This is a genomic window from Lysinibacillus sp. fls2-241-R2A-57 (genome assembly GCF_030209535.1).
Classification (GTDB): Bacteria; Bacillota; Bacilli; order Bacillales_A; family Planococcaceae; genus Lysinibacillus.
Genome location: NZ_JARVRU010000035.1, coordinates 11,523 through 33,316, shown reverse-complemented (window position 1 = coordinate 33,316; position 21,794 = coordinate 11,523). Strand labels below are relative to the sequence as shown.

Below are 21,794 nucleotides of genomic sequence, written 5' to 3'. Positions count from 1 at the left end.
TTGTTTTTCGATAAAAGCCCAAATAGTTTCGATAAAATGAGATTTTGTTTCGATATAAGCTCAAATAGTTTCGATAAAGAGCGATTTTGTTTCGATAAAACTTCAAAGTATTCCTATAAAACGAACGAAAGTAGCCTTAGCGATTCTGTTTTGGGGCTCGACACTAAATAGCAACAAGAAAAACCCTTTCATCGATCAATAATAAACCTATTTTTTCCTAATCAACACGCCTGTTAAAGAAACAAAACCATATAATCATCATCAAAATATCGTTGACCTATTTTTAATGCCCTCTTCTCTGTCCCAAATACTTCAAATCCTAAAGAACAATACAGTCTTTTTGCTGAAGCATTCGTTGATACAACCGTAAGATTAAGCTGCTCAACTCCCTTTAACTCTTTTGCTTTGTTAATTGCTTCAACCATTAATTTCTTGCCAATGCCAAGACCACGCTTTTTAGGGGAAACATAAACAGCAAAAATGCCCGCTTTATGATTTAACTTCAACTTGTTTTCTTGAACCAAAGTTGCAACACCCACTAATTCACCTTGATCAAATGCACCTAACGTATAAGAACCTTTTGATTCAAATCTATTAGCAAACATCTCAATCGGATAATCCTTTTCCTCCTCAAAGCTAGAGCCAAATGCTTCAGGATTATTTTGCAATCCCTCTAACCTTAAATTCCTATATACTTCTGCATCTGCAGCTGTTAAAAATCTAATATCCATCCTTTTCCCTCCTACGACTTTTCATTTTTATTGACAATTATAAATAATGTTTCATGTACTTTCATCACAAAGTTCCCTAAAATGGAAATAACAGCATAAGGAAGAATATAAAATCTAACAATATGGCGTATCATTTTACGAAATTGAAAATATTGGATATTGTAGTTAAAAAGGGTTAATATGATATATATAAAGAGGGCGAAAGTTTAACTTTTCTCCTTATGAATGAAATAGACAAACTCAAGAAATAAAAAGTAATTTAGGGATTTATTGTACTTCATATTTACAGATTACAAAGAAGGAGAGAGGCCTTTAATGAAATCTTTTGTATTTTTTTTATTTATAGTGTTTTTTGTTACAGGTATTGGAACGATGTGGACAGGATTAAATTTCCCTTTTGACATCCAAAATGAAAAATTAGCAAGCCTTTTTTGCCTTTTTCTAGCAGGGATACTTTTGATTTACTACTATATATTAAAATCAAAGGAATGCAAATAACTTTATAAGTTTGCTCGCTTTATGCTTTAACTTCAACTTGTTTTCTTGAACCAAAGTTGCAACACCCATTAATTCTTCTTGATCAAATACCCTTATCGTATAAGAACCTTACATCTGCAGCTGTTAAAAATCTAATATCCATCCTTTTCCCTCCTACGGCTTTTCATTTTTATTGACAATTACCAATAGTGTTTAATGTACTTTTATAAGGTAGTTCCCTAAAATGGGAATAACATTACAAAGGAGAATCCAATATATGAAATCTAACAGTATAGCAAATCATTTTCATACATTACAGGAACAGCGCTCTCACCACCTACCTTGTATTCAATCACTCTCGCATGAACAACTGTGGCATCGTGAGAAAGAAGGAAAATGGTCTATCGGTGAGCATTTCTATCACCTTTATCTAATTCTAAAAATGCTTAAAACTGCAACAAAATATTCCTTACTACTTACCCCTTACGCGAAAATGCGAAGAAACAAGCCTTTCGCCACTGAAATACATAATGTTTACGAAGAATTTAAAAACAGAAAAGGAAGAGGCATGAGAGCACCAGGAATATTAGTGCCTCCCGCAAAAATACGTTTTACGCGGAACAGCGACGAAATCGAACAATTATTAGTAAACGAGACAAATGCACTGAAAGAATTAGTAAAAGATATTGAGGAGGATATAGCCGGGCATATCGTCTTTCCAGACCCCCTCGCCCACTACCCTAACCTTATCCAATCTATTCAGCTACTTGCCATCCATGAAATGCATCATTTTAAAATTATGGAAGGGCAATATAAAAGGCTAGTAACGTCCAGTAAATTGGAGGTTGTGAAATGAAAAAACTATTGATATGTCTTTGTCTCTTACTTTTTCTTGTATCTTGTTCAAATGAAGAAGGGACTAATTCAAATAAAGAACTCTTCATCACAAAAGAATTTGTAGAGGAAAATGCAAAGGTTGGTTTATCGTACGATGAAGTTAGAGATATATTTGGTAAGGAAGTTCTTGCAGATGTCGTTGATCATACAGAAACATGGCTGTACGATTCAGCTAAACATAATAAATTAGAGTATAACCCAAGCTTAGAAGTTGTAGCCGATGAAATTACAACTGGCAAACTTGATTATCAGCTATACATAAACTTTATTGATAAAAAAGCCATTATGTATTCTTATTTTTATAAAGGTGAAAATGGTAAGATACAGCAATATGTTGTTACTCCTGATGCAGAGCCGTTCAGCTTACCTGCTAGTGAGTGATTTTATGTCGTGAACTAAAGCAAAGAAAGCACTGGGAAATGGATATTCTAATTTCAAATCGGGATAGGTTTTCTCGCTGATGGATAACATCTTAATTAAAAAAAAGCATCTAGAAAAGCCTTTGAGGGTTAAAATCCTTCAAAGGTTTTTTCTTTAATACTTACGCTTGTGCTCCGAAGATTGCGCGAATTCTTGCTGCTGTAGTATGTCCTGAAATATAAAGAAACGAATTCTTCTATCACGGCCAATTATCCCCTCAGAGACGACTATTTAAAAGCTCTATAAATTCCCCTCAAACATCTCGTTCAGTATGCTAAACAACTTTCAGGATTAACATTTTTAGAAATTTATGTTTTTTATCAAAATTTGCACGATTTTCTGAAAAACTTGATTTTGAAACTTTTATAGCAAGTGGTATTGTATTCACATAACAAAAAGTAAAGGAGAATTGATTTAGGCTTAAAACCTTTTCCTACCTCATTTCAAGCAGTTATAGAATTTTACAAAGAGAGAAATTAATTAAACAATATATAGTTGTCGAATACAATTATTCCTCAGATTTAGATATACTAAGTTTTTTCAATAAAACTATTTATTGGATCGTCACCAAAAGTTATGAAAGTCAATTGTTAAAACGTATGCCGTTTATAGGTTAATTGGAGTGGCGTGGAGGCTGGGCGACTCCTTGGGGGACGCCCCCTAGGAAAGCGCCCAGTCGGAACGGAAATCAACCACACATTATGGTGATGAGCCTATTTATTGCAAAATAATTCATAAATCTAAAGGAGTTAAAAATGAAGATCATAAAATTAATAATCTATTTTATCATGATTGTTTTATCTCTTATAATTGCAGAACGCGGAACTATATATGTTTGGTTGTCAATTACAAAACCTGGAATATATAATCCAGTAGCAAATCCTTACCCACTATCTGAAATATCACCATTTGTGCAATATTCTATCGCAGCCGTTTTTGTGCTAGTAGCTCTTTGGATTACAAATAAAATAATGTATTTTTTCTCGTTCATAAAAACGAAATTAATAAAAAATCCTTCATAACAAATGACCACCCGGCATGGAGTGGTCATTTTCATGTCTTATTTAATTAACCATTTAGTGTGTTAATTAACGATTGAATGGATAAACAATTTTCAGATTTTATAACTAAACAATCTAATTGATTATTGGATGTTATAGATGGTCCTGATATTATTTAATCTCAACCTTGAACAGTATAGTTTAATCCCGCTTCTTTTATAGTGGATTTTTTCTGCCCAGGTCTATTACTTAGATACTTCAATTTTGCAAAACTCTTCTAGCCACTCCGCCATTCTGCCCTTAGCATAATCCTGCTCAAATTCGTACCAATGATTTTCGATGCCTAGTTCATAAATTTTGTCTTTAAAAGAACGAAAAGGCTTATTTCCGTTAAGTACATCGATTAAAAGAATCTTCATCGAATCTGGTTGTTTTTTAGCAAAGCTGACCATGACATCATACATTTCAGGCGTTGAAACGCTTGGAATCATCACTAAATCCGCAGTCAGCTCATCATCATCCCAATCAATTTCAGGCTCGCCAGTTAAAGCTTCCGGCGCATCCAAAAGAATTTCACGCGTTCGACAGTTTAACACATACGACATTTCATCAATATTTCCATTTAAAAATACATCCGCAAGTTCATCTAGTAGGTTCAATTTTCTCACCTCATATAAGTGCTACACGCACATTTCACATTTAATAATACAAAAAATGCCCGCAACCATCAATGGTGGCTACGAGCTGTTTACTATTTCATTGAACAAATTGAGAAAGTGCCATGATTTAGAGGGTTAGAATGCTTAAGTTTGGTCAAAAACCGCATAAAAAAGAACCGAAAAGATTGGTTGCACCAGGTCAGTTTTTCTGTGGGATTTTGTATATGTTAAAGAATAATCTAGGATAAAATTAAAGTAAAGCATCCTTACAAGAAAATTTCAGGAATTTTTTTGGCTTATCAGTTTTCAACTCAACTTTTTCATTTTCAAAAGTATACAATATATTCTCTTCTAAATCTAAAAAAGACTTAAAAACACCTTTTTCTTCCAACTCTTGATATATACCGTCAACTACAAGAGTCTTAAAACTGGATAGCGGGGACGCTATACAAATATCATTATCCAAACAATTATAGACTCTTCTGTTTAAAGGAATATGTTTTATATCAAGATCGTTTCCTTCAGGATAAACTGTTAAATTATCTTCAGGTGTTGCAAAAACTAGAAAATATACACTAGAATCCGACATATTCTTATATCCATGTATGAGATTGGTCCATCCAACAGCCAAATTCCCTTTATCTAAATTAACAGTTGAATGTGTATCGATATAATATGTTAGTTCACCTTTTAATACATATGCACAATCCTCACCATACGGATGAAAATGTGGTGGGATCTCATTACTTTCCTTCAATAAACTAAATTCAATAATTCTTATATTTTTATTCTTACTTTCAACTAACTTATTTATTTTATGCTTATTATCACTGTAAAGACTATAAACTTTCACACCATATCCCCCATTCATACATTATATTTATGCTTTATACTAGCAATTAAAAGCATAGTTCGCGTGTAGACTATACTTAAACTCTTAAAATGAAAGAGTAAAGAGTAATATATCCATATAATATCTTTATTAGCTCATAGAAATGACAGGTTGAAAGCATCGTGAAAATAGACTTTTAGTTTATGTTGTACGTGTTCTTATTTTTAATTAATATAATTACTCAGCTTTTGTAAAAAAATAAGTACTATTCGGCTTCATTGATCTCAATCTTTGGTATAGTGAGATTGACAAAAATATTGCTACCATATAAAAGCATGTTTCCTATATGATAGACCAATTAGCCAAATACAATCAACTCCAAAAGAATAGGACTCCTCTAGACTGACCTTTAAATAAATAAAAATCATGATAAATGGGAAAAAATGCCCGCAACCATCAATTGTGGCTACGAGCTTCAATCTTAAGTTCAGATGCAAACTACATAAAAAAGAACCGAAAAGATTCGATTCGGCATTTATTCATACATTCCTATACTGAGTTCCCTACAAAATGCTTCTATAGTGTCACGCTCTTCTTTTGGCAATGCTTCGTACTCAACCAGATATTGTGCTGAAAGATCTTCTAGCTCCTTATAACTGACTTCTCTTGTCAGGACGATTCCATTGATCTCATTAGCCAACTGGTTTGCAGTCGCAATATCCGTAAACGCAAAGGCCTGTTCTTCATCATCCGTAAATGTAAGATGGTCAATTTCCCCCTGGTAATAGCGATCATCTATTTGCACTACGTAATATCTAATTGAATCCATTTTCCACCTCCTCTATTCATGATTTAAAGTATTTCCTTTTCAAAGCAGTCCGAGATTTCTAAAGTAGCATTCGTAAAAACCTTTCAAAATTCACGCCTGCTTCGCGTGGAATTTGCTCCTTTGAAGTAGCTTCAATTGAAGCGGCTAAAAACGCCTCGGCAAGCTTCATCGACTCAACTAAATCCTGCCCACGCATCATGCCACCCATAATAACTGATGCAAACAAATCACCCGTACCTGAATAGCTCTCGCCGTTATAATCGCGGACGCTATAAAATGAACGATCTGCATCGACATACATATTGCCTACATAACGCTTGTTCGCATCAGCTGGCGGCGGATTCAAACCGGTAATAATGACGTTCGCACCTGTTGCCTGCTGTAGCTGATGGCCCGCTTCCTCTAGCGCCTGAAAATAATCTGAATCGACCTGATAGCTCTCTAGTTTCTCATACGACAAACCTGTAAGCAAGCAGCATTCTGTAATATTTGGCGTAATAATATCCGCACACTTCACTAGCTCCTTCATACGATCAAGCAACTCGCCTGTATACAGTTTATATACTTCACCTAAATCGCCCATCACCGGATCGACAAGCAGCGTCGTTTCACTCGAGTGAAACACGTTTAAAAACCGAAATATATTATCGATTTGCTCTTTTCCTGTCACAAAACCCGTATGAATACCATCAAAGGTAGTATCAAGCTTGCTCCACTCATCCACAAAGTAATCCATTTTTGACGTTAAATCCTCACAATAAAAGCTCGGATATCCTGTTTGCGCCGTTAAAATCGCAGTTGGCAATGGCACCGCCTGAACCCCCATCACTGACAGCACAGGAATCGCAGCCGTTAACGAGCACTTCCCAAAGGATGACATATCCTGAATTACAGCAACTTTCTTCATCATACTCTCCACCTAACTAATCCTGCTTAGACTCTCTTCATCCTATCACAATTAAAAAGATGCGAAAATGCACTCCGCTTAAATTCAAAAAATGAAAAATCACAGAAAAACAATCTGACCTTTAATAATTTTATCAAATTGACACTTTTACCATAGTCAGTCCTTTGTTAAAGTTAAAATTATCAAAAATTTCATCTTAGTGAGGAAGATACAGATGCAAAATATACAAGGTCAAACTTATACAAGATCACGCACGAAAACATTTGATTTAGTGATAACATCCATTCTAGCAGCACTTGTTTTCGTTGCAACATCGTTCATCAATTTTAAGCTACCATTCGGGCAAGGTGGGCTTATTCACTTAGGGACAACCATGCTTTTCATCTCAGCGATTTTATTTGGTCCTAAAAAGGGGGCACTTGCCGGAGCAATCGGGATGGGTTTATTCGATATCACAGGTGGTTGGTTAATTTGGGCGCCAACTACAATTATCTCCCGCGCATTACAAGGTGCCATCGTTGGGAAAATCGCTTGGTCTAAAGGTCATAAAGGCGACAACGTTGGCTTAAACATTTTAGCAGCTGTCGTTTCAATGCCTGTGATGATGGCAGTATACTATATCGGGCAAGCGATTATGTTCAAAAGCTGGATTGCACCTATGGCATCCATTCCAGGAGACGTCATCCAAAACGTTGTTGGTTTACTTCTCGCGATTCCAGTATGTATCGTGCTGAAAAAAACACCGTACTTCAAAAAGAATTTTTAATACTACAAAATTAACACGCCATTTTGCTGTTTCGCTACAGCATAGATGACGTGTTTTTATTATTTTCTAAAATACGCTTTATACCCTCGATATAGAAAACGACTATTCTTAGACTTTTCTTATAGATTGTCACTTTTTCCAAATGATCAAATGACAATAATATAAGCTTTTTTTCATACTATATGTTGGAGGTGAAAAAATGCCAAGAGCAAAATACCGAGATGCTGACGTTGACTTAATGGCAAGGATGATGAGAGCAGAAGCTGAAGGTGAAGGAAATCAAGGAATGTTATATGTTGGAAATGTCATTGTGAATCGTCTTGTAGCAAATTGTTTAGACTTTAAAGATTTAAGAACAGTAGAAGATGTCATTTATCAGGTACAAGGAGGAAATTATTCTTTTGAAGCTGTACAAAAAGGGAATATGTTTTACCAAAGGGCGAGATCTTCTGAAAAAAGATTAGCCAAACTGAATTTGGATTATTGGAGGCAACACCCAGCTAAATATGCACTTTGGTACTTCAATCCATATGCCCCATGTCCTCCAACATGGTACGGTCAACCTTTTGCTGGTCAATTTAAAAATCATTGCTTCTATGAACCAGCACCTGATACATGTGATGGTGTTTATACAGGATAGGAGCTATTTTGCATTTTGGTACTGCGAATACAACATCTTTAGTCGCAGGTACTTATAACCGATACTATTTATTCGATGTAACTCTGCCAAGCTAACAGTTATTTTTTTGTATGTATATATTTACATTGAACGTACTTAATTCAAAAAAGTCTTTATACTAAACCATTATTTGGATATAAAAATCCCCCTGTTCGTAAAAAAACAGGGGGATTATATTTTAAATTTCTTTTCTATTACGTCGGAATAACAAGTATGCTAAAGCTACTAAAATCAAACCAAGTACTTGGTATAAAGTTGTATCACTTTCCCCTGTTTGAGGTAAGCGTTCAGCTTGATTTGGCGTACTTTGATCCTTTTTGTCAACTTTTTGATTTTGAGCAACGTTGTTAGCTTGCTCTTTTGATGACATTTCTACTGCATTACTTACATTTTTTGAGTCATTTGTTTTTTCATTATGTTCCATCGATGTTTCTGTTTTCGCTTGAGTCTTTGGTTCTTCCACTACAGTACTCTCATTTTTTGAGTCTTTCGGTTTTTCACTCTGTTCCACCGATGTTTCTGATTTCTCTTGAGGCTTTGGTTCCTCTACTACTTTACCCTCATATTTGGGTTCATATGTTTTTTCACTCTCTACTGGCTTTTCTGGTTTTTCTTGAGGCTTTGGTTTTTCACTTGGTTCTACCGGTTTTTCTGGTGTTGTCGGTTTTTCACTTGGTCCCACCGGTTTTTCTGGTGTTGTCGGTTTTTCACTCGGTCCCACCGGTTTTTCTGGTGTTGTCGGTTTTTCATTTGGCCCCACCGGTTTTTCTGGTGTTGTCGGTTTTTCAGTTGGTTCAGCTTGATTAAATGCCTTTAACTGAATAACAGATTCTTTGTCTACCAAACTAACTTCGAATTCGATTGGTTTGGCATCAAGCTGATAACCTTTTGGTGCTTGTGTTTCCACAAACGAATATTTACCTGGACTTAAGTTATCTACTTTAATTTGACCGTCCTTATCTGTTACTAATTTTAATACAATTACTTCGCCCTTTTGGTTAATAAGTTTGAATTCTGCATTAGGTAATACTGGACCTTGCTCATCTTTAGCATGCTTTGTCAACACTACTGTTGTCTTGTTATAGGAATTTTCTACTGTTACTTGAACATCTTCTTTGCGATCGTTTTCAATTGTAAATTCCATTTTTTCATGTAAAGATTTATAGCCAAATAATGCTTTTGTTTCTACAAATGCATATTTACCTGGACGTAAGTTATCTACTTTAATTTGACCATCTTTATCAGTTACTAATTTTTCTGCAATGACTTTGCCTTCGTTGTCAATTAACGTAAATTCAACGCCTTCTAATTTGTCTTTCGTATCAGCATTTATTTTCGTTAAAACAATTGATCCTTTAAGAATTTTTGTATTTACAATATTATAACCTTCAACTTTAGACTCATAGCCCGCTACCGGTTGCTCTTTCACAGCATATTTGATTTCTTTACCATCTACTGTGTATTGGTCTAAGTTTTCGAAGCTATATTTCCATCCATTTTCAGCTGTTACTACTTTTGTAGCAATAACCTTATCGTCTTTTAGTAAATCTACTTTGATGTCTGTAGGACGATCTTGCTCACGATCATTGTTCCAAGTTTTCGTTCCTTCAATCGAAGTTTTTTTCAAACTGTTACCAATTGGTAATTCAACACCATTTGTAGCGCTAGCATCTATTGTAAATGGAATTTTCTTATTTGCGTCAAATGTTACATATTCAGGTGCTGATATTTCTTGTACATAGTACTCACCAGTTTTTAAGTTTGGTACTTCGACAATTCCTTTGGCATCGGTTGTATATAGATCACCAATTTGTTGACCATCTGATTTGAAAACTTTAAATTGAACACCTGGAATGACTTGTTCTTTATTGCCATCTATATGTTTCAGTATTCTTAATGTACCTTTTTCTGGTAAAATTCCCTCAGCCCAACCATTAGCTGAAATGTTTTTTACTTGTTCTACATTTTTCTCATGTACTTCATCTTGGTTGTTAACTTTGTATGTCAAATCATATTCATTCTTCAGATATTTTTCATTTACCCCTTCAGCTGTAATCGTCGTATTATAACTTACAGTGAACGATGATAAGCTTGCAAATTCTTTTTTAATCACTACATCGAATGTATTATCACTCGTAAACTTCACATATCCATACCCATTGCTTTCAAACGCTTCAGGTGTGAATTGATGTTTACCTAATTGGCCACTTGTTTGGATATTGAAACTATCTTTCTTTATTTGTTGACCGCCTTTTGAATAATCGTGTAAAACGATATCACTATCAAGTTGTTCTAGCTTTAAGTTGAAGTTTAGGAACCAGCGAACTTCATCAGCTTTTTCAGGAATAATATCTCCTGATTTATAGAAGAAAACTCCTGGCGTAGAGCTACCATTTGGATGAGTAATTATTACAGCTTGCTCAGTTAAATCTGTTCCAAAGTTCGTATGAACCGTTTTTGTAATTCCTGCTTCAACATTCGTTCCTAAAATAGAGAAATTAAAGAAGCCTGTAATTTTTTCACGTTCCTCTACTTTGCTATTGAACGTACATACAACTTGTCCATTAGTCACATCACACGAACCGTAATCTTCTAGTTTAATAGTCGTATTGAAGCCTTTTAATTCATGTGGCAATGTCATCGTAATTGTATCGCCCGTATTTAATTTGACGTCAGGCTTTTCACTAAATGTTACATGGACACCTGTTTGTTCACCGTATGATAAATCTGTTTTTGCAATTTTCACACTATCAAGGAAGCCTGTATGGCTTAGTTCTCGTGCTTTTCCTACTGGAGGTGTATTTGTTTGAGTTTGTTCGGGTTTTACTGCGTTACTATCCTCTCCGACAGTTTTAGATTCTTCTGCAAGAGTACTTGACTTGTCTGTAGGAGCATTGGGGCTGTCTGTTTGAGTGCTTGAGTTATCTATAGGAGCACTTGGACTGTCTGTTTGAGTGCTTGAGTTGTCTATAGGAGCACTTGGATTTTCTGTTAGAGTACTTGGGTTGTCTTTAGGGGCACTTGGATTTTCTAATTGTTGAGGCGAATCAACGCTGTTATTTTTTTCTGCTGCCCCTTCACTTACACCAGCGCTTTCAATGGCATTCGCTCCGTTTTCTTTTACTGCTGGTTCTTCTTTTGTTTCAGTTGTTCCAGGTACTCCAATACTAGCATCCGCTTCACTTGCAAACACTGAGATTGGTGATAGTACTGTTTGTAATACGATCAGTAATAAGATTACTACTACGTTTAATTTTTTCATATTTTTCTCCTTTCTAAATCCTGAGAGATACTTATCGGTGTTTGCTGACAACGTTCATACATTCATAATGTCGGAAAGGTTGTCACAAACAATAAGTTGGTACCTCTATCCTTCAATTCACTTCTTGTCATAAATGAATCACATTCCAATAAATTCTTTTAGGGTATAGGTACAAAATTGCATCTATAGGCCCTACTTTCACCTCTCCTCGAATAATGAATCTTACTTTATAATCATTACAAAGTAAGCCGCTGAACAAATACTAAATGATTCCAGACTTTTTGTCTACATAAATTTTAAAAAGTTCACCATTTTTTTCATTTATCCTTAAATAACAATAAAAACAGTAAAAATTTACTCGCAACGAGTATTTTTTTACTGTTTTTAATTATCAAAATGTTAGAATTCCACTTTCTCTACTAATTATTTTATTAGAATAATTATTGTTATTATATTAAAAAATTTTAAAATGAAACATGGTGTCCCCGTTGATGTTCATAACAAGTCTTATCCTACTAATGAGCAAGATAGATGAAAATCTATTATCTACTATTTGCTTAAGTATAGCTGTAGTCGGTTATGGCGTATGATCTTTATTGAATATAAAAAGGAAATAAAATACAATCGGATAAAATAGACTTATTATTACACCCACATAGCTTAAATCGAAACCTTGAACAGTATAGTTTGATTCCGCTTCTTTTATAGTGGATTTTTGTTCTACCCAGCTATACATTATGTTCTATGGAATTTTGTAATTGTCCCTTTCTTCCGTTATATAATAAATGCCCCGTCTTTCTTATGTAGAAATCAACTGCTGAAACTACTCGACTTAAACCAATTATTTTTTGTGAGTGTCCAATGAAAAAAATGGCGTGCTAATCTGATACCAGTCTACACGCCATTATGAAAGTTATTTGTTTATAAACATTTTTGATATTGCTTATTATACTAGCATGTAATACTGCTATAGCTTCTTCCACTTCGCATTACGCCCTAATCCTTCAGGCGCAATGATTTTCTGTTCTTTCAATTCATTTAATACACGATTAATTGTTGCTTCACTCACATCTGGACAAGCATTACGGATATCTGCTTTTGTGAAATAGCCTAATTTCTTTTCAATAAATGCATGAATACGTTGACTCTTACTTCCCTTTTGTGACTCAATCATTCCAACACGACTTTCTAAATCCTTATATGCTGCTACACATGTGCCTAAAAAATAATTCACCCATGGGAAAATATCATTTATATTTTCATGCCAGCCAATGGAGGATTTTCTTAATGTCTCACAATACTCTTCTTTTGAGTCCTCAATAATTTTCTCAAGACTGATATAGCGGCCTACTTCAAATCCAAATTGATATAACAACAATAGCGTTAACAACCGTGCCATGCGGTCATTCCCATCATTAAATGGATGCACGGATAAAAAGTCTAAAATAAATACACTAATTAAAATAAGTGGCTCTACATCTGACTTCGAAATTCTTTCACGCAATTCTTCACATAATTGTTTCATAGCAATCGGCGTTTCAAATGCCGATACTGGCTCAAATCGAATCCGTTTTGTTCCATCCGAAAACGTCTCACTAATGACATTATCAACATTTTTCCATCGTCCACCTTCAATACCGATGTATTTATACATTTCTTTATGCAACTGCAAAATCACATTTTCTCTCACTGGAATTGCGTCAAATGAAGAATGAATTAATTGCAAAACATCTCGATAACCAACAATTTCCCCTTCAGAACGATCTTGAAGATTTATATCATTTGCCATGATACTTTTTAAGCGCTGATCTGTAATAACAATTCCTTCAATTGCATTAGATGCCTTTGTCGACTGAATAATAGCCACATCTTTTAATGTATGTAAAATTTGTGGAGCTTGTTGCTTATATAGCTCCCGTTTCCCTTTATATTCATTAATTTTCGCAATTAAGTTTACCGTCTCCATCGGCATCATCAATTGCTTTAGCTGTCCATAATTATATATTCTCATCATTTACCTCACTTTCGATTATATTCATTACGCAATTTAATATAGTCATTTTAAACAATAATGATTATGTTTATTTAATATGATCTAGTTTTCGAATATATTCATAATAAAATAAACATACTCATTTAACAATTAAATGAATATGTTTATTTATTAATTGACCACTCAAATATTCACTGTCTCCTCCGAATGCTCATCATGATCTTGGAATTTTCCATGGTAGGATAATTTATAAAAACCACACATTTAACTGTGCAAATAAAGTCACAGAAATGTGTGGTCTCGTTATTCACTCTTCTTCAAATAAATCTACTGGCATGTTTTCCATAAATTCTCTCACTTCTTGAATACCAGGAAGTTCACTTTCTACAAGTTCTATCCCGATAATTTTTGCTAGTGGTTGAAGCATCGGCTTTAACTCTTTAGAGACAAATATTTTATTTGGTCTGATCTCAAAGCTTTTTAAGTATGCCCATAAAATACTTTGTGCAATTGGTGGCGTTTTAGGCATAGGGAACAGTTCGTGTTCAATTACCATATTGCTTCCTCGTTCAACAAGCATACCAATAATCGGATAAACAGTGCGGTTCGTTAGTTCCGATTCTACGCCAAAAGGCATGTAAAATACATCATACTCTAGTTGTACTGCGCTTTTAGGCTTTTTCTTATATTGTGCTTTTTCAAACATTGAAATTTCCTCGTAGCACTCATATGTTGGCTTTGGTGTCTGAATTTGCAAAGTATAGATTTCTTGTAAGTCACCATCCATTTGCACTTTAAACACTGGATATTGATGTGCAGCTACCTCGGGATATTCCCAGCCAACCTTGCGAGCTTCTATAATATTAATCATCGTACCTAAAGCATTAATTAAAAACTCTACCTCTAGAGGGTTTGGTATTTCAGGATGCGTTCCCTCCTGATAGCTACGGAATTGAATCCAGTTCTTCTTCCCTCTATACGACAGCCCACAATCTTTAATTAACTGATAATCTTCTGGATTTAACTCTTCTCTATCAACAAAATTCACAGTTAAAGCATTTAAGCTATAGGAAATATCGCTCGATAAATCTTTCTCATAAAGAATTTTCGCTAAGCTATCATAGCCATTTTCCATGTCAAAAATCATTAATCCAAAATCTTGACCACCAGCACCCATAACAGAAACAAGTGCTTTGTATTCAATTTCTTCGCAGTCAATCACAACGATTTCATCATCTCTTAAATATTGCCATGGCTTTAATTTTTTAAGCTCATTCGCAAGCTCCAATAAAGAAAGATAATCTGGCTCTATGCTTCCTAGATAATCTAAAAAACTTTCTATATCTGCATTCTCCCGTATCCGTTCATTAATTTCTTCCACATTAATCTTATTTACTTTACCTGTATGAATATTGCCTGCTCCAGCAATACATGTAGGTGTTTCAGAGTCCATCGGTAAATCCGCAGAGCTCTCTAATCGAATGGTAAGTATTTCATCGGTTTCAATAACTTCTGCAATGGCTTCATCACCAGGTTTTCGAAGCCAATCAGCTACCAATTCATCCTCTGTATCCAAATCCGTGTCATTTTCAGTTAAAAACTGAATCTTTTCTTTAGATACTTGTCCATCTTTTTTAACAATTTCAAAATCAGAATAGCCCAACATATCAAAATCAAAGCTTAGTAGTAAAAGCTCATCTAGCAAAGCAAAACTACTTTTCTCTGGCAACAAAAACTTTCGATAAATTTTCGGCTTTTTCTTACTTTCTATATGCAACTGTATCATCATTGCTTACCCTCCATCTTCTAATTGTTAAAGCAATACTTATGAAGCTACGGCCTACTCTGCTTTCACACAATCAATCGCAACACTAGTGCAATTACCCCTTGCTCCATCTCTTCATTGAATATTTCTACAATGTATCTATCTTCAAAGTGAACCACTCTTTATTCACTTTACTAACAACCTCTCCATTCTGCAACAATTCAAATACCATTCCTTACCGAATTGTTACACATCTTAATATCCTACCGCATTAATTTGTACAAAACACCTCAAGTATTGTTCTAGCAAAGCTCCGTAGTGTAATTAAGAAAATTGCACATTTTTCGGAAGTAAAGGATAATTTCTGACTTTATCAATTTTTGTTCAATTAGAGGGAAAACTTGATTTTGAAACTTTTAAAGCAAATGGTATGGTACTGACATAACCAGAAAAAAGGAGAATGATTGTGAAAACAATCGTAGAACGAAGTATGTATATTCAACGCTTAGACACGTGAGAGGATTCGATATCATAAACAAATAGTAATGGCAGTAATAGCGAGTATCTATTTTAAAAAAAGATACCTAGTAAATTTAACAAGAGAAGTAAATGATATAGCAAATATTGTTTTACTCCTGTTAGAAGGATGATTAAACAATTCAGAATAAATCGGAAGGCAGTGAGGTTGAGATGAAAAAATCACATAAAATTGTTGTTGCTTTTCTATTTAGTATTATTGTCTTTACTTTAATTACATTTTTAGAAACTATTGCTATTGTGTTATTTAAAGTAGAATCTTTTAATTTTCAACCCACGATTTTTGGTCAAAATCTTGTTTATGTTCATATACAAGATAATATGTTTAAAGCAAATGTACCATGGACGGGTGTAATTATATTTGGTCTTTTAGGTAGTAGTATTCAACTTCTTATTAATAAATTTAGTAAGTCAGATAAACAGGTGTATTAATGAACCCTAATATCCAGTTTTCATTCGTAAAGCAAATGCTTCAGGAATTTATACGAATAGGGAGTGTTATCATATTGGATAAATTTAGAGCGAAATACGCAATCCCCTTGATGTTCATAACAAGTCTTATCCTACTAATTGTCAAACTAGGCGAAAATCTATTTTCTACTATTTGCTTAAGTATAGCTGTAATCGGGTTTGGTACATTATCTTTATTAGATATAAAAAGGAAGTAAAATACATCTGAACCTTGACCAGTATAGATTGATTCAGCTTCTTTAGAAAGACCAAATCTTTACTCCATTTTTCTCCTTCTGACCAAGCATTAGAACGATATAATAAATGCAAAGAAAAAACTCCCATTTATAAAACCACACATTTAACTCTGCTAAAGTCACAGAAATGTGTGGTCTGGTTAATCACTATTCTTCAAATAAATCCATGGTTTTTCATAAATTCTATTACTTCCTGAATACTAGGGAGTTCACTTTCTACAAGTTCCACCTCTACAATTTTTGCTAGTGGTTGAAGCATCGGTTTTAACTCTTCAGAGACAAATATTTTACTTGGTCTTACCTCTAAGCTTTTTAAGTATGTCCATAAAATGCTTTGTGCATTTTATGGTGTTTTAGGTATAGGGAAAGTTCGTTTTCAATAACCATATTGCTTCCTCGTTCGACAAGCATACCAACAATCGGATATACTGTGTGGTTCGTTAGTTCCGTTTCTACGCCAAATGGCATATAAAATACATCATATTCTAGTTGTAACGCGCTTTTAGGCTTTTTCTTATATTGTGCTTTTTCAAACATTGAAATTTCCACGTAGCACTCATACGTTGGCTTGGGTATCTGAATTTGCAAAATATAGATTTCTTGTAATTCACCATCCATTTGCACTTTAAACACTGGATATTGATGTGCGGCTAGCTGTGGATATTCCCAGCCATCCTTCCGAGCTTCTATAATATTAATCATCGTACTTACAACATCAATTAAAAGCTCTATCCCTAGATCGTTTGGTCTTTCAGGATCCGTTCCCTCCAAATAGCTGCGGAATTGAATCCAGTTCTTCTTTCCCCTATACGACAACCCACAATCTTTGATTAGCTGATAATCCGTTGAGTCTAACTCTTCTATATCAACAAAATTCACAGTTAGAGCATTTAAGCTATAGTAAAAATCGCTCGGTAAATCTTTCTCAAAAAGTATTTTCGCTAAACTATCATAGCCATGTTCCATGTCAAAAATCATTAATCCAAACTCTTCCCCACCAGCTCCCATAACAGAAACAAGTACTTTGTAATCTGAATCTGCAAAATCGATAACAACGACTTCATCATCCCTTAAATATTGCAATGGCTTTAATTTTTTTAGGTCATTAGCAAGCTCCAACAAAGAAAAATAATTTGGCTCTAGGCTTTCTAGTAAACTATCTACCTCTTCATCCTCCAGTAACCATTCATTAATTTCTTCTACATTAATCTTGTCTAATTTACCCGTATGAATATTGCCTATACCAGCAATACATACAGGAGTTTCAGAGTTCATCGGTAAATCCACACAGCTCTCTAATCGAATCGTAAATGATTCACTCGTATCAATTACATGTGCCATGGCTTCATCACCAGGTTTTTGAAGCCATTCAGCGACCAATTCCTCCTCTATATCAAAATCCGTGTCATTATCAGGTAAAAAATATTTTTTTTCTTTAGATACTCGTCCATCTTTTTTTACAATTTCAAAATCAGTATATTCTGAATCACCCAAATAAAAACTTATTCACTTTACTAACAACCTATCTGTTCTGCAATACTTCAAAATCCATTCCTTATCAATCGTCACAAACCGCAATACTTCCCTGTTTTATTTGTGCAAAACATCCTGAGTGTTGTCTAGCACAGCGCTATATTGTAATTAAGAAAATTCACATTTTAGAAGTAAATTATATTTTACTTACTTTTATCAATTTTTGTTCAATTGATAACAAAAGTTGATTTTGAAACTTTTATAGACTGGTGGCATAAGGTTCTCCATAAGACTTTATGAGTACTTTTATACCTCTATTTAAATTCAGAAGTCTAGTTTTTACTAGACTTCTTTTCTTTCTTATAAGGGTCATCTGTGATATCAAACCATAATTATAGTCCGTTTTTTCTGATTTTTATCAATTTTTGTTCAATTTATAGCGAAACTTGATTTTGAAACTTTTATTGCTAATGGTAGGGTACTAACATAACCCAAAAAAGGAGGGAGCATAATTATGAAAACCTGAAGATTTTGATTAAATCGATGTTAATAACAATGCAAGTATTTTTAACGTTTTCTCCTGCATCAGCTAACACTTTTGAAGACGAATCAGGTATTATTCGGCTCTTTTGCCTCTTTTAATACTCGTTCCCATTCAAGTCCCAAATCTTTATTTAATAATTCAAAATCTATTCCTTTAGAGAGATAAATAGCTCTTGCTTCTTTAAATGCTGCAAAACCAAATCTAGTCCACGCAACCATATTTAAACGAGTTGCAAATAATAATGCCTCTCCACCTGAACGAATCGCTGCATCTCCTGCATCTACTAAACATAATGCACCATGACCCACTACTAACATTCTTCGTAATTCAGGCCTATTCCCAAAAGGTAGAGAATCTTTGAAGCTATTTTTATGATAAAACAGACTTTTTATAGACCACATTAACTTTATAAGTAATTCATTTATTACTACTGGAATTGCCATCGTTGCACCAAATCGTGCATCATATCCTGCCTCAAAAACTTTAGTTGAGAACTCAGCAATTGTCTTATTATCACCGTTTACTTTTATCGACCCAAAATCACAAAGTTGGAAAAGGTTGTAGAAAGGAATAGGGATACCTGCCCCTCTCCGCCCGTCATCATGACCTCTTGTGCCACTCGAACCTGCAATATCAGACATTAAATGCCCTAACCAGTTTGCAAAGCCTGCGAAAATTTTTGAGATAAAGGTGTTACCTTGTAATTGGAATTTATTTGTCCCTTCTACTGGTTCAACACTAATAATTTTCCCATCTGAAATAAAACTAGATTCTCCTGTAAATTGATCTAAAATAGAGAAAAATAATCCGATTATATCTGGAGAATGTCCCAGTGATTTCAAATGATGATTACTAGGATTCATGTTTAACGTTTCTCCACCTAAATCCAAATCACTGGCATACCTTGCATCATAATTTACTTTAAAACGCCTTTCTAAATATCCTATAGCAGATGCTATTCCGCTTGGCTCAGTTCTAACATTTGCACCATTTGCCTTATCAAATCTAAAGACTGTTTTTGCAAATTTTGTTACTACATTATCAACTTGTCCATCTGTCCATTTACCAAGAACACTTGAACCAGGTACCCCAACTAAAAAAGCATCTATTAAACCCGTTACAATCCCACAAAATGATGCAATCATATAATCATATTTATCACACTTTGCTGTCTTAAACTTATAATCGTCCTTAATACGATTTAAAATATCTAACTGATGTTGTTGAGTTAAAAGGTTTTTCATTGGATCGTTAGCTAGGCTCAGTTGATGATCCTTAATATAACGATTTACACTCTCAAAATATTCATCCCACGTACTTCCGCCTATAGCATCTAATGAAAGAGTATTGAGTTTTGTAGCAGAAAACTCTAATTCCTTCTGATTTAAAAATTCTTGTTCAGGAATATCTATTTGTACTGTATCTAAACCATTTGTACTTTCTAACTCATTTAGAAGTGCCCTTAATTCAGCCATTCCTGTCTCTGCATTTTGAATTAAAGAATCTTGACGATTAGATTCTTGATGTAATTCATCAACAACTTTCTTCATAGAACTTGATTGCATTTCCATTTCATTTAGTTGAAGTCTTTGAACTTGAAGGCTTTTTTCAATTTCTTTCAACTTCCACACCTACTTTACCACTAATTCTAAACATGAAGATTTGGATTTAATTTTAGTTAAAGCTTCATTGTAAAGCTGCATTTCTGCTATGAGCTTAGCAATTTTTAATGCATTTTCTTCATAATCTTGTGAAAGTCTATTCAATTCCTCAGTAAAATAATTGATGTCCTCAATTAATGCGTTGATCGTAGCTTGATGTATTTTAATTACTTCTTGAATCATTTTTTCTCTCTTAGAACTTACTTTACGTTGCTTTCCACCAGTAAGATATTTAACACCTGTATAAACTCCCACTCCTCCAACAATAAGAACCCCGATTCCTGTAAGCATACTTGAAAAGCCTAATAGTCCACCAAAACCAAAAGCAGCTAAACCTGATGTAATACCTGCTGCACTTAACCCAACTACACTGCCACTAATATAAATAGCAGCAACAGGTACTCCAACCGCAGCACCGCCTGCAATTAAACTTTTTATATTTTTTTCAAATTCTTTTTCTGAAATCTGCCCATCAATTAATTTCTCATCATTAATAATTACAGATTCGATAAAATCAATTTTCTCTTTTAAATTCCCAGATAAGTTTAATAGACCGCCTGCGTAAATTAAATTTATATTATTACTAGCCTTTGACTTATCTCTTGAGCGCGTTAATCTTATAATATCTTTTAACAATGAATATTGAACATTATCAATATTACCGTAAGGAGCTGTAATAACTGTCGTCTGAAGCATTTCTTCAAAATCTGCATTATCAGATACAATAAACCTTTTAATCTCTTGTCTCATTTCTGGCTTAAAATTCAATTGTGTCATTAACCCTAAAATTTCGGAAAAGGGTGCAGATAAAAGATTCCCCATTACTTTTTTCTCATATGCAACTAACGTTTTCAAATAATTTATTTGAACTTTCACATCCATTTCTTCTAAAGCTAAAGTTCTATCTGTTGTACATTTAACAGATAAATCCTTTAACTTTTCATGTCTATTTTTCATTTCATTTAAAAAAACTTGTGTTTCAGGAAGTTTAAATGCCGTACCCGACAAATTAACGGTCTTACCTAAACAAGTAACTGTCAACTTTTTATTTGTTAATTCTACTCGCTCAATTTTTTCAAAAGGAATATGGATCGGATTCGCCCCAATCTCTTTACAATATAAACTAGAGGTAGTAACTATAAATCCGTCATCCCCTTTTCCGAATATTGTAGTGTCAACATAAACTCTAATCATGTTTTCAAAAACGCCTGGTGCTATAGAATTTAAAGCAACTTTAATTTTTTTCTCTGGAATATCACCTCTTAAATATACCTTTCCCTTACTATTAATTTGAGGTACCTCTTTCTTAATATATTCAACTAATTTAATTTCTTCTTCGTGCATCTCTAACACCCCTCAACAATAATAATATTACTTTTTTACAGTGGTTTTAAAACTTCTATATTTTCACTTCAATTCAGTAACCACATTAGACAAATTATAACAAATACAAAGGACAATTTATGTCCTTTTAGAATTTATTGGCTTAATTCCTTAAAACACCACCAATAAATTGGTTATGTTTATATAATTTTTAAATAGCTGTATTAATATACTCCTCTGTTAGGATAGATGTAGTAGAATACTTTAGTGTTATAGTTAAGTAAATAACATGAAGATATATGACACAACATGCTTTGATACCAAGATTAAA

At 33.9% G+C, this 21,794-nt stretch carries 19 protein-coding genes; 6 read left to right on the top strand and 13 right to left on the bottom strand.

Annotated elements, in window-relative coordinates; genetic code table 11:
* Positions 1-233 precede the first annotated feature (233 nt).
* Complete coding sequence (locus tag QRN68_RS07320) at positions 234-731, bottom strand: GNAT family N-acetyltransferase (RefSeq protein WP_285396112.1); 498 nt, start codon at positions 729-731, stop codon at positions 234-236.
* 754 nt (positions 732-1,485) lie between these two features.
* On the opposite strand from QRN68_RS07320, the gene QRN68_RS07315 reads away from it, so the two are divergent.
* The 3 genes from QRN68_RS07315 to QRN68_RS07305 all read left to right on the top strand — a co-directional run bounded on the left by QRN68_RS07315 (position 1,486) and on the right by QRN68_RS07305 (position 3,547).
* A complete protein-coding gene (locus QRN68_RS07315; RefSeq protein WP_285396111.1) occupies positions 1,486-2,064 on the top strand; it encodes a DinB family protein in 579 nt (192 codons plus the stop codon).
* A complete protein-coding gene (locus QRN68_RS07310; protein WP_285396110.1) occupies positions 2,061-2,486 on the top strand; it encodes a PhoU family transcriptional regulator in 426 nt (141 codons plus the stop codon). Before QRN68_RS07315 ends, QRN68_RS07310 begins: the two co-directional genes overlap by 4 nt.
* A 794-nt stretch (positions 2,487-3,280) precedes the next feature.
* A complete protein-coding gene (locus tag QRN68_RS07305) occupies positions 3,281-3,547 on the top strand; it encodes a hypothetical protein (protein WP_285396109.1) in 267 nt (88 codons plus the stop codon).
* 224 nt (positions 3,548-3,771) lie between these two features.
* Here the strand turns inward: QRN68_RS07305 and QRN68_RS07300 are convergent, their stop codons facing one another.
* The 4 genes from QRN68_RS07300 to QRN68_RS07285 all read right to left on the bottom strand — a co-directional run bounded on the left by QRN68_RS07300 (position 3,772) and on the right by QRN68_RS07285 (position 6,753).
* Complete coding sequence (locus QRN68_RS07300; protein WP_285396108.1) at positions 3,772-4,185, bottom strand: UPF0158 family protein; 414 nt, start codon at positions 4,183-4,185, stop codon at positions 3,772-3,774.
* Between the two features lie 250 nt (positions 4,186-4,435).
* Entirely contained in the window at positions 4,436-5,038 is a 603-nt protein-coding gene (locus QRN68_RS07295) for a cupin domain-containing protein (protein ID WP_285396107.1), read from the bottom strand.
* A 514-nt stretch (positions 5,039-5,552) separates the two neighbouring features.
* On the bottom strand, positions 5,553-5,846 hold the full coding sequence (locus tag QRN68_RS07290; protein WP_285396106.1) for a hypothetical protein: 294 nt from the start codon (positions 5,844-5,846) through the stop codon (positions 5,553-5,555).
* 58 nt (positions 5,847-5,904) lie between these two features.
* Positions 5,905-6,753, bottom strand: a complete 849-nt coding sequence (locus QRN68_RS07285; RefSeq protein ID WP_285396105.1) for a pyridoxamine kinase — start codon at positions 6,751-6,753, stop codon at positions 5,905-5,907.
* 214 nt (positions 6,754-6,967) lie between these two features.
* On the opposite strand from QRN68_RS07285, the gene QRN68_RS07280 reads away from it, so the two are divergent.
* Both QRN68_RS07280 and QRN68_RS07275 read left to right on the top strand, forming a co-directional pair.
* Positions 6,968-7,519 carry an ECF transporter S component gene (locus QRN68_RS07280; RefSeq protein ID WP_285396104.1) on the top strand — a complete coding sequence of 184 codons (552 nt, stop codon included), beginning with the start codon at positions 6,968-6,970 and terminating at the stop codon, positions 7,517-7,519.
* 199 nt (positions 7,520-7,718) lie between these two features.
* Complete coding sequence (locus QRN68_RS07275; protein WP_285396103.1) at positions 7,719-8,159, top strand: cell wall hydrolase; 441 nt, start codon at positions 7,719-7,721, stop codon at positions 8,157-8,159.
* A gap of 217 nt (positions 8,160-8,376) precedes the next feature.
* Here QRN68_RS07275 and QRN68_RS07270 read toward each other — a convergent pair whose 3' ends face one another.
* From QRN68_RS07270 to QRN68_RS07255, 4 genes are all read right to left on the bottom strand, one after another.
* Positions 8,377-11,460, bottom strand: coding sequence for a SpaA isopeptide-forming pilin-related protein (locus QRN68_RS07270; RefSeq protein ID WP_285396101.1), 3,084 nt, complete (start codon positions 11,458-11,460; stop codon positions 8,377-8,379).
* 577 nt (positions 11,461-12,037) lie between these two features.
* On the bottom strand, positions 12,038-12,196 hold the full coding sequence (locus QRN68_RS07265) for a DNA/RNA helicase domain-containing protein (protein WP_285396100.1): 159 nt from the start codon (positions 12,194-12,196) through the stop codon (positions 12,038-12,040).
* Between the two features lie 231 nt (positions 12,197-12,427).
* Complete coding sequence (locus QRN68_RS07260) at positions 12,428-13,471, bottom strand: Fic family protein (RefSeq protein ID WP_285396099.1); 1,044 nt, start codon at positions 13,469-13,471, stop codon at positions 12,428-12,430.
* A gap of 289 nt (positions 13,472-13,760) precedes the next feature.
* Entirely contained in the window at positions 13,761-15,242 is a 1,482-nt protein-coding gene (locus tag QRN68_RS07255) for a DUF7309 domain-containing protein (RefSeq protein WP_285396098.1), read from the bottom strand.
* Between the two features lie 666 nt (positions 15,243-15,908).
* Here QRN68_RS07255 and QRN68_RS07250 point away from each other — a divergent pair.
* Positions 15,909-16,187 carry a hypothetical protein gene (locus QRN68_RS07250; protein ID WP_285396097.1) on the top strand — a complete coding sequence of 93 codons (279 nt, stop codon included), beginning with the start codon at positions 15,909-15,911 and terminating at the stop codon, positions 16,185-16,187.
* A gap of 429 nt (positions 16,188-16,616) precedes the next feature.
* On the opposite strand, the gene QRN68_RS27065 is transcribed toward QRN68_RS07250, so the two are convergent.
* From QRN68_RS27065 to QRN68_RS07235, 4 genes are all read right to left on the bottom strand, one after another.
* Positions 16,617-16,748 carry a hypothetical protein gene (locus QRN68_RS27065; RefSeq protein ID WP_481817437.1) on the bottom strand — a complete coding sequence of 44 codons (132 nt, stop codon included), beginning with the start codon at positions 16,746-16,748 and terminating at the stop codon, positions 16,617-16,619.
* Between the two features lie 26 nt (positions 16,749-16,774).
* On the bottom strand, positions 16,775-17,956 hold the full coding sequence (locus tag QRN68_RS07245) for a DUF7309 domain-containing protein (protein WP_285396096.1): 1,182 nt from the start codon (positions 17,954-17,956) through the stop codon (positions 16,775-16,777).
* 588 nt (positions 17,957-18,544) lie between these two features.
* The gene (locus QRN68_RS07240; RefSeq protein ID WP_285396095.1) at positions 18,545-20,101 is read right to left on the bottom strand and encodes a hypothetical protein; all 1,557 of its coding nucleotides are present in this window, start codon (positions 20,099-20,101) and stop codon (positions 18,545-18,547) included.
* A gap of 9 nt (positions 20,102-20,110) precedes the next feature.
* Positions 20,111-21,484 (bottom strand): hypothetical protein, encoded by a 1,374-nt coding sequence (locus tag QRN68_RS07235; RefSeq protein ID WP_285396094.1) that lies wholly within the window; start codon positions 21,482-21,484, stop codon positions 20,111-20,113.
* Positions 21,485-21,794 lie beyond the last annotated feature (310 nt).

Bases quoted from the DNA above. Each gene is read 5' to 3' on its own strand.
- QRN68_RS07250 (WP_285396097.1), top strand. From the start codon at position 15,909: ATGAAAAAATCACATAAAATTGTTGTTGCTTTTCTATTTAGTATTATT.
- QRN68_RS07285 (WP_285396105.1), bottom strand. From the start codon at position 6,753: ATGAAGAAAGTTGCTGTAATTCAGGATATGTCATCCTTTGGGAAGTGC.
- QRN68_RS07315 (WP_285396111.1), top strand. From the start codon at position 1,486: ATGAAATCTAACAGTATAGCAAATCATTTTCATACATTACAGGAACAG.
- QRN68_RS07290 (WP_285396106.1), bottom strand. From the start codon at position 5,846: ATGGATTCAATTAGATATTACGTAGTGCAAATAGATGATCGCTATTAC.
- QRN68_RS07310 (WP_285396110.1), top strand. From the start codon at position 2,061: ATGAAAAAACTATTGATATGTCTTTGTCTCTTACTTTTTCTTGTATCT.
- QRN68_RS07275 (WP_285396103.1), top strand. From the start codon at position 7,719: ATGCCAAGAGCAAAATACCGAGATGCTGACGTTGACTTAATGGCAAGG.
- QRN68_RS07235 (WP_285396094.1), bottom strand. From the start codon at position 21,484: ATGCACGAAGAAGAAATTAAATTAGTTGAATATATTAAGAAAGAGGTA.
- QRN68_RS07255 (WP_285396098.1), bottom strand. From the start codon at position 15,242: ATGATGATACAGTTGCATATAGAAAGTAAGAAAAAGCCGAAAATTTAT.
- QRN68_RS07305 (WP_285396109.1), top strand. From the start codon at position 3,281: ATGAAGATCATAAAATTAATAATCTATTTTATCATGATTGTTTTATCT.
- QRN68_RS07260 (WP_285396099.1), bottom strand. From the start codon at position 13,471: ATGAGAATATATAATTATGGACAGCTAAAGCAATTGATGATGCCGATG.
- QRN68_RS07320 (WP_285396112.1), bottom strand. From the start codon at position 731: ATGGATATTAGATTTTTAACAGCTGCAGATGCAGAAGTATATAGGAAT.
- QRN68_RS07265 (WP_285396100.1), bottom strand. From the start codon at position 12,196: ATGTATAGCTGGGTAGAACAAAAATCCACTATAAAAGAAGCGGAATCA.
- QRN68_RS07280 (WP_285396104.1), top strand. From the start codon at position 6,968: ATGCAAAATATACAAGGTCAAACTTATACAAGATCACGCACGAAAACA.
- QRN68_RS07270 (WP_285396101.1), bottom strand. From the start codon at position 11,460: ATGAAAAAATTAAACGTAGTAGTAATCTTATTACTGATCGTATTACAA.